The sequence below is a fragment of the Arenivirga flava genome (genome assembly GCF_030161575.1).
GTDB lineage: Bacteria > Actinomycetota > Actinomycetes > Actinomycetales > Microbacteriaceae > Arenivirga > Arenivirga flava.
This window is the reverse complement of record NZ_BSUL01000001.1, coordinates 1,570,386-1,582,209: the sequence shown is the minus strand read 5'-3', so window position 1 is coordinate 1,582,209 and position 11,824 is coordinate 1,570,386. Positions and strand designations below refer to the sequence as shown.

The 11,824-nt window shown below is 72.1% G+C and carries 9 protein-coding genes, 1 tRNA gene and 1 pseudogene; 7 read left to right on the top strand and 4 right to left on the bottom strand.

What is annotated here, in order from left to right:
• Positions 1-213 precede the first annotated feature (213 nt).
• Positions 214-1,134: a LysR family transcriptional regulator gene (locus QQK26_RS07655; RefSeq protein WP_284231672.1), complete on the bottom strand. Its 921-nt coding sequence runs from the start codon at positions 1,132-1,134 to the stop codon at positions 214-216.
• A 74-nt stretch (positions 1,135-1,208) separates the two neighbouring features.
• On the opposite strand from QQK26_RS07655, the gene QQK26_RS07650 reads away from it, so the two are divergent.
• On the top strand, positions 1,209-1,346 hold the full coding sequence (locus QQK26_RS07650) for a hypothetical protein (RefSeq protein WP_284231671.1): 138 nt from the start codon (positions 1,209-1,211) through the stop codon (positions 1,344-1,346).
• Positions 1,347-1,600: 254 nt separating this feature from the next.
• Positions 1,601-3,382 carry an ABC-F family ATP-binding cassette domain-containing protein gene (locus tag QQK26_RS07645; RefSeq protein WP_284231670.1) on the top strand — a complete coding sequence of 594 codons (1,782 nt, stop codon included), beginning with the start codon at positions 1,601-1,603 and terminating at the stop codon, positions 3,380-3,382.
• 57 nt (positions 3,383-3,439) lie between these two features.
• On the opposite strand, the gene QQK26_RS07640 is transcribed toward QQK26_RS07645, so the two are convergent.
• Positions 3,440-3,967, bottom strand: coding sequence for a hypothetical protein (locus tag QQK26_RS07640; RefSeq protein ID WP_284231669.1), 528 nt, complete (start codon positions 3,965-3,967; stop codon positions 3,440-3,442).
• A 148-nt stretch (positions 3,968-4,115) separates the two neighbouring features.
• Entirely contained in the window at positions 4,116-4,610 is a 495-nt protein-coding gene (locus QQK26_RS07635) for a MarR family winged helix-turn-helix transcriptional regulator (protein ID WP_284231668.1), read from the bottom strand.
• 49 nt (positions 4,611-4,659) lie between these two features.
• Between QQK26_RS07635 and QQK26_RS07630 the strand changes: the two genes are divergently transcribed.
• Positions 4,660-4,731: transfer RNA gene (locus tag QQK26_RS07630), tRNA-Gln, on the top strand.
• Between the two features lie 27 nt (positions 4,732-4,758).
• Here the strand turns inward: QQK26_RS07630 and QQK26_RS07625 are convergent.
• Positions 4,759-5,769, bottom strand: a complete 1,011-nt coding sequence (locus QQK26_RS07625; protein ID WP_284231667.1) for a LacI family DNA-binding transcriptional regulator — start codon at positions 5,767-5,769, stop codon at positions 4,759-4,761.
• Between the two features lie 135 nt (positions 5,770-5,904).
• Here QQK26_RS07625 and QQK26_RS07620 point away from each other — a divergent pair.
• From QQK26_RS07620 to QQK26_RS07605, 4 genes and pseudogenes are all read left to right on the top strand, one after another.
• Positions 5,905-7,920, top strand: a pseudogene (locus QQK26_RS07620) (beta-galactosidase); the annotation flags it as partial.
• A 106-nt stretch (positions 7,921-8,026) separates the two neighbouring features.
• Positions 8,027-9,244: a sugar ABC transporter substrate-binding protein gene (locus QQK26_RS07615; RefSeq protein WP_284231666.1), complete on the top strand. Its 1,218-nt coding sequence runs from the start codon at positions 8,027-8,029 to the stop codon at positions 9,242-9,244.
• Between the two features lie 64 nt (positions 9,245-9,308).
• Entirely contained in the window at positions 9,309-10,904 is a 1,596-nt protein-coding gene (locus QQK26_RS07610; RefSeq protein WP_348520000.1) for an ABC transporter permease subunit, read from the top strand.
• On the top strand, positions 10,904-11,797 hold the full coding sequence (locus tag QQK26_RS07605; protein WP_284231665.1) for a sugar ABC transporter permease: 894 nt from the start codon (positions 10,904-10,906) through the stop codon (positions 11,795-11,797). The genes QQK26_RS07610 and QQK26_RS07605 overlap by 1 nt, the downstream gene beginning before the upstream one ends.
• The last annotated feature ends 27 nt before the right edge of the window (positions 11,798-11,824 follow it).

Genomic DNA, 11,824 nt, shown 5'->3' with positions numbered 1-11,824 from the left:
CAGGTGCCCGCGTCCGCGCGTTGAGCGCTCCACGAAGCAGGGGTGCGCGCGGTGGTCGGCATCGCTGGCCTCAGACATAACGCGCGATGTCACTCGCGCGCAAGCTGCACCGTCGCATCCGCGCCCAGTCGCAGCGGCTGTCGCCCGATGGAGACTGCGCCGCGAGCACGACCGCGCCTGCGGGCACGACGAGGGCGAACGCCGCCGGGCCGCTCAGGCCCGATCATCGAGCAGCTGGGCGAGCTCGCCGCGGCGGGCCCGCGCCACGAGCTCGTCGCGCAGCAGCGCGGCCGCGGGCAGCAGCGGACGCTCGCGCACCCACGCGACCGCGATGTCGCGGGTCTGCACCGGCTCGAGCGGCACCAGCCGCAGCGCGGCGTTCGGTGCGGCGGGGTCGGCGCGCACCGAGCGCGGTACCAGCGCGACGCCGAGGCCGGCGGCGACGAGCCCGGCGAGCGTCGTCACATCGTCGCCCTCGAAGCCGATGCGCGGCGCGAACCCGGCGGCCTCCGCCAGGGCGATGGTGCGCGACCGCAGCGCGGCGGGCTCGCGGAGCACCAGGAACTCGTCCTCGCGCAGCTGCTCGATGCGCAGCGATCCGGCGCCGACGAGCGGGTGATCCGCGGGCAGGGCGACGTCGAGCGGCTCGGTGACGAGGTGCTCGCGTCGGGCGAGCCCGGGCCGCGTGCGCGCGGCGGAGAGCAGCAGGTCGACCGAACCGTCGTCGAGCCTGCGGTCGGCATCGCCGTCGGCGACCTGCGACAACGCCAGCTGCACGCCGGGATGACCGATGCGGAACGCCCGCACGAGGTCGGGCACGAGCCAGGTCGCGAGGGAGAGCTGGAAGCCCAGGCGCACCGTGCCCAGCTCCGGGTCCACGGTCTGCGCGACCGCGGCGATGCCGTCGTCGAGCCGGTGCAGCACCTCGTCGACGTGGCGCTTGAACGCGGAGCCCGCGGCGGTCATCCGCAGCACGCGCCCGTGCCGGCGCAGCAGCGGGGCGCCGACCTCCGCGTCCAACCGCGCCAGCGCGCGCGAGATCGCCGGCTGGCTGACGAGCTCGATCTCCGCGACCTCGGTGACGGTGACGCCGTCGGCGACGAGCTGGAACCAGCGGAGCGTGCGGACGTCCATCCATGCATGCTACGCATGAATCAGCGGTAGAACCGGCATTGGACGCATGAGCGGATGCAGCGAAGCATGGTTCCATGACCACCGCATCCATCACCGTCCCCCGCACCGCCTCCGTCGCCGTCGTCGGCCCCGTCACCCGGTTCTGGACCGAGATGCTCGCCGCGTGGCAGCGGATGAACGAGATCGAGTACCGGATGCGCGCCGGCCGCTGACCGCGCCGACGGCGTTCCGGGGCCCACCACCCCTGCTCCGGAGCGCGCGCCGACGCGCGCCGCGCGTGGATCCCGGGCTCCTGCGCTCCCGCCGCGTCCTGCCCGTGCGCCGAGCGGAGGCGCATCGGCTTCGGGGTGCCTTCACGACATGGGGGCGTGCGGGCGCATGCCCCCATGTCGCCGAGGCGTGCCGACGCCGAGGTCGCGCCCGCCGAGCCGGTGCCCCCCATCCGCTCGCGTAGGCTGGCCCGGATATGGCGCATCTCCTCGGGGCCGAGTCCCTGCACCTCGAATACCCCACCAAGGTCGTCTTCGACGGCGTCACCGTCGGCATCGCCGAGGGCGACCGCATCGGCATCGTCGGTCGCAACGGCGACGGCAAGTCGACGCTGCTCGGCCTGCTCGCCGGCCGTCGCGAGCCCGACGCGGGCAAGGTCACCCGCCGCGGCGGCATCACGGTCGGCATGCTCGACCAGAGCGACGTGCTGCCGCTCGACGAGACCGTCGGCCACGCGATCGTCGGCGACAAGGACGAGCACGAGTGGATGCGCGAGCCGCGCATCCGCGAGGTGATCGCCGGTCTCGTCGGCGAGCTGGCGTGGGATGCGACCATCCGCTCGCTCTCCGGCGGCCAGCGCCGCCGCGTCGCCCTCGCGGCGCTCCTCGTCGGCGACTGGGACGTGCTCTTCCTCGACGAGCCCACCAACCACCTCGACGTGGAGGGCGTGGCCTGGCTCGCCGAGCACCTCAACAAGCGCTGGGGCGCCAACGCCGGCGGCATGGTCGTCGTCACCCACGACCGCTGGTTCCTCGACGAGGTCTGCAACACGACCTGGGAGGTGCACGACCGCATCGTCGAGCCCTTCGAGGGCGGATACGCGGCGTACACGCTGCAGCGGGTCGAGCGGGACCGCCAGGCGAACGTGATCGAGTCGCGCCGGCAGAACCTCGCCCGCAAGGAGCTGGCCTGGCTGCGCCGCGGCGCCCCGGCCCGCACCTCCAAGCCGAAGTTCCGCATCGAGGCCGCGAACACGCTCATCGCCGACGTGCCGCCGCCGCGCGACAAGGTCGCGCTGAGCTCGGTGGCGGTGCAGCGGCTCGGCAAGGACGTCGTCGACCTGCTCGACGCCGGCGTGCGCTATGGCGACCGCCAGATCCTGCAGGACGTCGAGTGGCGCATCGCGCCCGGCGAGCGCACCGGCATCCTCGGCGTCAACGGCGCCGGCAAGTCCACCCTGCTCGGCCTCGTCTCCGGCTCGGTGCAGCCGACCAGCGGCGTCGTCAAGCGCGGGAAGACCGTGAACGTGGCGATCCTCGATCAGCAGCTCGCCGAGCTCGAGCCGGTGATGGACGAGCCCGTGCGCGTGATCGTCGGGCGGCAGAAGGCCGGCTACGCCGTCGACGGCAAGGAGATGAGCCCCGGCCAGCTGCTGGAGCGGCTCGGCTTCTCGAGCGCGCAGCTCTCGACACCGGTCAAGGACCTCTCCGGCGGTCAGCGCCGCCGGCTGCAGCTGCTGCTCATCCTGCTGCGCGAGCCGAACGTGCTGATCCTCGACGAGCCGACCAACGACATGGACACGGACATGCTCGCGGCCATCGAGGACCTGCTCGACACCTGGCCCGGCACGCTGCTCGTCGTGAGCCACGACCGCTACCTGCTCGAGCGCGTCACCGACCAGCAGTACGCGGTGCTCGAGGGCCGGCTGCGGCACCTGCCCGGCGGCGTGGAGGAGTACCTGCGGCTGCGCAGAGCGCAGGACGCCGCGAGCGCGGGGGCGCCCGTCAAGGCCGCGCCGAAGGCGTCCTCGCTCGCCGGCGCCGAGCTGCGCAACGCCCAGAAGGAGCTGCAGCGCCTCGAACGCCAGCTGAAGAAGGCCGACGACGACCGCAAGAAGCTGCACGAGCGCTTCGCCTCGGCCGACCAGGGCGACTTCGCGGCGCTGAGCGCCCTGCAGTCGCAGATGGCGGAGGTCGACGCGCGGGTCGAGGAGACCGAGCTCGCCTGGCTCGAGCTCTCGGAGCAGCTGGAGGGCTGAGGGCCGGAGAGCGCGGGCCGAGCGGCCCCGGCAGGGCCAGCCAGCGGATGGCGCGGCTCAGGCGCCCGATCGTGCCGCGATGCCCGCCATCAGCGACTCCAGCAGGTACCGGTAGTGCTGCTCGAGCACGTCGTCCTCGGCGTGCGCCAGCGGCCCGATCACCTCGTCGATGAGCTGCCCGGCGCTGCTGCTGGCGTCGCGCACCGCGATGAAGCGGTCGAGGATGGCGCCGTGGTCGCGCGGTCCGTCGTGCAGGCCGGTGCGGTCGTCGTGGAGGGTGATCGCCATCATCGCGGTGTCGATGATGGTGGTCGCGGCGAGCGCCGGCCGGGCGATGCCGTCCCTCGCGAGCGCCGCGATGCCGGCGTCGAAGACGGCCGTGATGGCGGGGAAGGCGGGCGCGTGCAGCAGCAACCAGCGCGCCGAGCCCGGGAAGCGCAGCAGCGTGGGGCGCACCGGATGGAGCAGCGCTCGGAACCATTCCTGCCACGGCAGCGCCGGGTCGGGTGCCCGCAGCCCGTCGAGCAGGCGCTCGACGACGCCGCCGATCACCTGCTCCTGGCCGCCGATGTGGTGGTAGAGCACCGAGGGGAGACGTCGAGCCGCTTCGCGAGATCGCGCTGCGACCACGCGTGCAGCCCGGCACCGTCCGAGAGCTCGACCGCCGCATCGACGATCAGCTCGGGGGTGAGCCCGACCCGGCGGCCGGTGCCCTTCCCCGACGAGCTCGGACTCACGCGTCGAAGCCCAGCGCGAAGGAGCGCAGCAGCTCGGCCAGGCGGCGGCGCTCCGGGGCGCTGAGCGCGCCGAGCAGCGCCGTCTCGGCCTCGAGCAGCACGCGGATGGCGCGGTCCACGCGCTCGCGACCCGCGGCCGTCATGGTCACCAGCACACCGCGTCCGTCGTCCGGATCGGTGCCGCGCTCGACCAGCCCGCGCGCGGCGAGACGGTCGACCCGGTTGGTCATCGTCCCCGAGCTGACCAGGGTCTGCTGCAGCAGCGCCTTCGGGCTCAGCCGGTAGGGCCGGCCCGCTCGGCGCAGCGCGCTGAGCACGTCGAACTCCCACGGTTCGAGGTCGCCGGCGGCGAAGGCGTCGCGGCGCGCGCGGTCGAGGTGGCGGGCCAGCCGGTCCACGCGCGAGAACACGTGCAGCGGCGCGAAGTCGAGGTCGGGGCGCTCCCGCGACCACGCCTCGACGATGCGGTCGACCTCATCGCGCTCGGGCATCCGCCCATCATGGCGCACTCTGGCAGACTTGAACCGCCCCTCGGGGTGGTCCGCCTTGGTGTAACGGCAGCACGACAGCCTTTGGAGCTGTGAGGTTCAGGTTCGAATCCTGGAGGCGGAGCCGCGGCTCAGCCGCGCTGCGGAAGGCTCAGGTGCTCGCCCGCACGACGAGCTCGGTCGGCAGCACGACGGCCTCGCGCTCGACGCCGCTCACGACGTCGAGCAGCATCGACACCATCTCGGCGCTGATCCGGTCCCAGGGCTGGCGCATGGTGCTCAGCGGCGGGTCCTGCCGCTCGGCCAGGCCGGAGTCGTCGAAGCCTGCGACCGCGACGTCCTCGGGGATCCGCCGTCCGGCCGCGCGCAGCGCCGCGACCGCGCCCATCGCCATGCGGTCGGATGCGGCGAAGACGGCCTGCACATCCGGTCGCCGGGCGAGGATGCGCTCCATGGCGCGCGTGCCCGATTCGAGGCTGAAGTCGCCGCGTTCGATGAGCTCGGCGTCGAAGCGCTCGCCGAGCTCCTGCTCGAAGCCGGTGAGCCGGTACCGGCCGCCGGGGGTGTCGTCGGGTCCCGGGATCATGGCGATGCGCTCGTAGCCCCGCTCCAGCAGGTGGCGGGTCATCGCGCGCGCCGAGCCGACCTCGTCGACCGAGACGGTGGGGGTGCGCGGCCGGGCCAGCGGCACGCCGCAGGAGACGGTGGGCACGCCGGCGTCGACCAGCGAGGCGAGCAGCGGGTCGGACTCGTGCGAGGAGATGAGCATGACGCCGTCGACGTGACCGGTGCGCACGTAGTGCTCGACGTTGGCGCGCTCCTCCGGGGTGCCGGCGACGAGCAGCACGAGCGTCTGCCGGTGCTGCGAGGCCGCGGTCGCCGCACCGCGCAGCAGCAGCGCGAAGGTGGGGTCGTCGAAGAGCAGCTGCTGCGGCTCGGTGAGCAGGAAGGCGATCGAGCCGGCGCGGCCGGTGGCGAGGCTGCGCGCCGCGTGGTTGGCGGTGTAGCCCGTGACGCGGATGGCGTCCTCCACCGCCTCGAGGGCGGCGGGGGAGACCCAGTGCCCGCCGTTGATGACGCGCGAGACGGTGCCGCGCGAGACCCCCGCGACGGCGGCGATGTCGCGGATGGTCGGCTTGCGTTTCGGGGTCGTGTCCTCCACCCGGCCGACTCTAGCGCGGAGCCAACGGTACTGTGACCGGTCACAGTTCGGTAACGGAGTCGTCACCGACTGGCGCTGCTGGCTGCGACCCGCGCACACTGTGACCGGTCACAGTTTTCGATCCGATGGAGTGTCATGACCCAGCAGTACCTCTGGCCCGCGCTCGAGGCCGTCGCATACGGCGGCGACTACAACCCCGAGCAGTGGAGCCGCGAGACCTGGCGCGAGGACGTCGTCCTCATGCGCGAGGCGGGTGTGAACCTCGTCAGCGTCGGCATCTTCTCGTGGGCGCTCGTCGAGACCGCCGAGGGCGTCTTCGACTGGAGCTGGCTCGACGAGCTGCTCGACCTGCTGCACGCCAACGGCATCGCCGTCGACCTCGGCACCCCCACCGCCTCGCCGCCCGCATGGTTCTTCGCCGACCACCCCGAGGCCCGCGTCATCACCCGCGACGGCACCGTGATGGGCTTCGGCGCCCGCGGCATGGCCTCGCACTCCTCGCCCGCCTACCGCGCCGCGATCGTCCGCTACGCCGACGCGCTCGCCTCCCGCTACGCCGGGCATCCCGCCGTGGTGCTCTGGCACGTCCACAACGAGTACGGCGTGCCCGTCGGCGAGGACTACTCGCCGCAGTCCGTCGCCGCCTTCCGCGCGTGGCTGGCCGAGCGCTACGGCGACCTCGACGGCCTCAACCGCGCCTGGGGCACCGCCTTCTGGGGCCAGCACTACACGGACTGGTCGCACGTGGGCGCGCCCGCCGCGGCGCCCTCGACCGTGAACCCGGCGCAGCGGCTTGACTTCCAGCGCTTCACCGACCACCAGCTGCGGGCCTGCTTCGCGCTCGAGCGCGACGCCATCCGACGTCACTCGGACCTGCCGGTGACGACCAACTTCATGGCCAACCAGAGCCTCGCCACCGATCTGTGGGCCTGGGGGCGCGAGGTCGACATCGTCAGCGACGACCACTACCTCTGGGCCGCCGACGAGCGGGCCGAGGTGCACCTCGCCATCGCCGCCGACCTCAGCCGCTCCGTCGGCGGCGGCAAGCCGTGGATCCTCATGGAGCACTCCACCTCGGCCGTCAACTGGCAGCCCCGCAACCTCGCCAAGCGCCCGGGCGAGATGGCCCGCAACTCGCTCGCCCACCTCGGCCGCGGCGCCGACGCCATCCTCTTCTTCCAGTGGCGCGCCTCGCGCTCCGGCGCCGAGAAGTTCCACTCCGCGATGCTGCCGCACGGCGGCACCGGCTCGCGCGGCTGGAAGGAGGTCGTCGACCTCGGCGCGAAGCTCGGCCGGCTCGACGAGGTGCGCGGCAGCCGCGTGCAGGCCGAGGTCGCCGTGCTCTGGGACTTCGAGTCGTTCTGGGCGCAGGACCTCGACTGGCGCCCCTCCGACGACCTCTCGCACGCCGAGCGCGTGCGCGCCTACTACGAGCGGCTCTGGCTGGACGGCGTCACGGTCGACTTCGCGCTGCCGGGGCACGATCTCAGCGGCTACAAGCTCGTCATCGCGCCGGCGCAGTACCTGCTCACGGTCGCCGACGCCGAGAACCTCACGCGCTACGTCGAGGGCGGCGGCACGCTGCTCGTCTCCTACTTCTCGGCCGTCGTCGACGAGACCGACTCCGTGCACGAGGGCGGCTACCTTGCTCCGCTGAGCACCGCCCTCGGCGTGCGGGTCGAGGAGTTCCTGCCGCTGCGCGAACTGCAGCGGACCGCCGTCGACTTCGGCGGCGAGCGGCTCGCCGCCGACGTCTGGCAGGAGCACCTCGTGCTCGAGGGCGCCGAGGTCGTCGGCCGCTACCTCGACGGCCCCGCCGTGCTCGAGGACGGCGAGCCCGCCGCCATCACCCGCCACGCCCACGGCACCGGCACCGGCTGGTACGTCAGCACGCGCCTCGACGTCGCCGCCCTGCGCCCCGTCATCGACGCCGTCTACGCGGATGCGGGCATCACCCCGCCGCGACCGGCCGAGGGCTTCGAGGTCGTCACCCGCCGCGGCGGCGACGCCGACTACGTCGTCGCGATCAACCACCGCGACGAGCCGTCCACGATCGAGGCCACCGGCGTCGACCTGCTGAGCGGAGCGGAGGTCGACGGCTCCCTGGCGGTGCCCGCCGGCGCCGTCGCCGTCATCCGCACCCCCGCGCCTGAGGCGCATCCACCCCCAGACCACCATCACCGCACACCACCAGGTCGTGACGACGCGACCCCTCCCGGGGAGACGTCGCGACGACCGCACCGGAAGGAAGCACACCATGCGCAAGCAACTGGGCATCGCCGCCCTCGTCCTCGCATCCGGCCTCGTCCTCACGAGCTGCTCGGCCGACTCCGGAGAGGAGGGCGGCGGCGGCGGAGGCGCCGAGCTGGTCATCTGGACGGATGCGGAGCGCGAGCCCGCCATCCGCGCGGCCGCGGAGGCCTTCGAGGAGGAGAGCGGCGCGACCGTGACCCTCGTGCAGAAGAACTTCGAGGACCTGCGCAACGACTTCACCGCGCAGGTGCCGACCGGCGAGGGCCCCGACATCACCGTCGGCGCGCACGACTGGCTGGGCGCGCTCGTCACGGCCGGCGTCGTCGACACCATCGATCTCGGCGACGCGGCCGAGCAGTTCGAGCAGGTGTCGCTCGACGCCTTCACCTACGACGGACAGCTCTACGCGCTGCCCTACTCGCTCGAGACCGTCGCCCTGGTGCAGAACACGGCGCTCGTCGGCTCCGAAGCGCCGGCGACGTGGGACGAGATGATCCAGCGCGGTGTCGACTCGGGCGCCGAGCGACCGATCGCCATCAACACCGCCGGCGAGACCGGCGACGCCTACACGATGTACGGCCTGCAGACCTCGTTCGGCGCGCCCGTCTTCGTGCAGGACGAGTCCGGCTCGTACACGAACGAGGTCGGCATGGGCGGCCAGCCCGGCGAGGCCTTCGCGGGATGGCTGCACGAGAACGGCTCGGCCGGCACCGGCTACCTCTCGACCACCATCGACTACGACATCAACAACGAGCTCTTCAACTCGGGGCAGGCCGCGTACACGATCCAGGGCCCGTGGGCGATCAGCTCCTACGCCGACGTCGATGTGGCCGTCAACCCCATCCCGTCCGCCGGCGGCGAGACCGCGGCGCCGTTCGTCGGCGTGCAGGGCTTCTACCTGAGCTCCCAGAGCGACAACGCGCTGCTCGCCAACGAGTTCCTGGTCAACTACCTCGCCACCGAGGACTCCCAGCGCGCGCTGTACGAGGCCGACCCGCGCATCCCGGCCTACTCGTCGCTCGCCGCCGAGGTGGCGTCCGACCCGATCATCGCGGGCTTCCTGGCCTCGTCGCAGAACGGCGTGCCCATGCCGAGCATCCCCGAGATGGGCTCCGTCTGGGACTTCTGGAACGCCGCCGAGACGCAGATCATCAACGGCGCCGACCCGAGCGGCACGTGGAACGCCATGATCACCGAGCTCGACGGCGCACTCGCCGAGTAGCACCCCGGCCCGGGGCGGTGCACGCCGTCCCGGGCCCCACCGACATCCCAACGAGGAGGAGACCGTGACGATCACGGAACGCGCCGAGGCGCGACGGGGGAGCCGCCCCGGAACGACGCGCGGCTTCAGCTGGGGCTTCGTCGTCAAGCTGCTGCTGATGGCGATCGTGAACGCCTTCGGACTCACGGTCATCCTCAGCGCCTACCGCGCCGAGTCGTGGCTCGTGCTCGGCATCATGGTCGCGCTGCTCGTCGCGGTCGACGTCGTCTACTTCACCAAGCGCGCGCTGCCGCTGAAGTACCTGGCGCCGGGCCTCGCCTTCCTCTTCGTGTTCCAGCTGTTCACGCTCGGCTACACCGGCTACGTCGCCTTCACGAACTACGGCAGCGGCCACTCCGGGTCGATGCAGCAGGCCGTGGACGCGGCGTTCATCCAGGACGAGCAGCGGGTGCCCGACTCCCCGGCCTACCCCCTCACGGTGGTGGAGCGCTCTGGTGAGCTCGGCTTCGCGGTCGTCGTCGACGGCGAGGTGCGGGCGGGCACGGCCCTCGAGCCGCTCGCCGAGGTCGCCGATGCCGAGGTCGGCAGCAGCGGTGCACCCGCGGAGGTGCCCGGCTGGACGGTGCTGGAGCGCGCCCAGGTGCTCACCGATCCGGCGCTGCAGGAGCAGGTCGTCGCCCTTCGGGTGCCGTTCTCCGAGGACCCGGAGGACGGCTCCATCCGCACCCGCGAGGGTTCGACCGGTGTGCTCTACAGCTCCTCGCTGCAGTGGGACGAGGAGGCGCGGACGCTCACCGACACCGAGACGGGACTCGTCTACACGGCCGACGACCGCGGCAGCTTCGTCGCCGACGACGGCAGCCGCCTCGCGACGGGCTGGTACGTGGGGGTCGGATTCGAGAACTTCGTCCGCGCCTTCACCGACGCGAAGTTCGCCGCCCCGCTGCTACAGGTCACGCTCTGGACCTTCGCCTTCTCGATCCTCACCGTGCTCACGAGCTTCGGGCTCGGCCTGCTGTTCGCGCTCATCTTCAACGACCCGCGGATCCGCGCCCGCAAGGTGCTGCGCACCCTGTTCATCCTGCCGTACGCGTTCCCGGCGTTCATGTCGGCGCTGCTCTGGCGGGGCATGCTCAACAGCGAGTTCGGCGTCGTCAACGACCTGTTCTTCTTCGGGGCCGACATCAACTGGCTGGGCGACCCCCTGCTGGCGAAGCTCGCGATCCTCTGGGTCAACCTGTGGCTCAGCTACCCGTACTGGTTCCTGGTCTGCACGGGCGCGCTGCAGTCGCTCTCGGGCGAGACGCTCGAGGCGGCCAAGGTCGACGGGGCCGGGCCCTTCCGGCGGTTCCGCTCGATCATCCTGCCGCTGCTGCTCGTCTCGACGGCTCCGCTCGCGATCGCGTCCTTCGCCTTCAACTTCAACAACTTCACGATCATCTACATGCTCACGGAGGGCGGTCCGTCCATCCCCGGGGCGCCGAACGGCATCGGGTCGACCGACATCCTCATCTCGGCCATCTACGCCATCTCGGGGGTCGCCGGCGGCACCGCCGACTACGGCCTCGCGAGCGCGCTGTCGATCATCGTCTTCGTCGTGATCGGCGTGATCTCCGCGATCGCCTTCCGCCAGACCCGCAAGCTCGAGGAGATCCAGTGATGTCCAGCACCACGACCACGCGGCCCGCAGCGAACCGCACCTCGGCGCGCAGGGCGCGCTGGTGGGCGGAGGTCGGATGGCGGTACCCCGTCGCCGTCGTCATCATCGCCTTCGCCGTCTTCCCACTGCTCTACGTGCTCTCGGCCGCCCTCAACCCGCGCGGCAGCCTGGCCGGCAGCAGCGCGCTGTTCAGCACCTTCTCGATGGACAACTTCGCCGCGCTCGGCGGCACGGCGTACTGGACGTGGTTCGGCAACACCCTCCTCATCGGCGGGATCTCCGCGGTCGGCGCGGTGCTGATGGGCGCCTGCGGCGCCTACGCCTTCTCGCGGTTCCGGTTCCGCGGTCGCCGGTTCGGTCTCACGAGCCTGCTGATCATCCAGATGTTTCCGCAGACCATCGCCTTCGTCGCGGTGTTCCTCATGCTGCTCGCGATCGGCGAGGTGGTGCCCGAGCTCGGCATCAACTCCAAGCTGGCGCTGATCTGCGTCTACCTGGGCGGGGCGCTCGGCGCGAACACGTTCCTCATGTACGGCTTCTTCAACTCGGTGCCCATCGAGATCGACGAGTCGGCCAAGATCGACGGCGCGACGCACGCGCAGATCTTCTGGCGGCTCATCATGCCGCTGGTCACCCCGGTGCTCGCCGTCGTGGCCCTGCTCGCCTTCATCTCCTCCTTCGGCGACTTCATCCTCGCCCGCCTCGTGCTCACGAGCGAGGAGAACTGGACGCTCGCGGTCGGCATGTACCAGTGGGTGTCCAACCAGCTCACCTCGCGCTGGGGGCTCTTCGCCGCCGGCACGGTGATCGCCGCGATCCCGGTGCTCGCGCTCTTCCTCGGGCTGCAGCGCTACATCGTCGGCGGGCTGACCTCCGGGTCGGTCAAGGGATAGGCGGCGGCGCCCGCCGGGCACCGCCGA

Bases quoted from the DNA above. Each gene is read 5' to 3' on its own strand.
- QQK26_RS07655 (WP_284231672.1), bottom strand. From the start codon at position 1,134: ATGGACGTCCGCACGCTCCGCTGGTTCCAGCTCGTCGCCGACGGCGTC.
- QQK26_RS07650 (WP_284231671.1), top strand. From the start codon at position 1,209: ATGACCACCGCATCCATCACCGTCCCCCGCACCGCCTCCGTCGCCGTC.
- QQK26_RS07645 (WP_284231670.1), top strand. From the start codon at position 1,601: ATGGCGCATCTCCTCGGGGCCGAGTCCCTGCACCTCGAATACCCCACC.
- QQK26_RS07635 (WP_284231668.1), bottom strand. From the start codon at position 4,610: ATGCCCGAGCGCGATGAGGTCGACCGCATCGTCGAGGCGTGGTCGCGG.
- QQK26_RS07615 (WP_284231666.1), top strand. From the start codon at position 8,027: ATGCGCAAGCAACTGGGCATCGCCGCCCTCGTCCTCGCATCCGGCCTC.
- QQK26_RS07605 (WP_284231665.1), top strand. From the start codon at position 10,904: ATGTCCAGCACCACGACCACGCGGCCCGCAGCGAACCGCACCTCGGCG.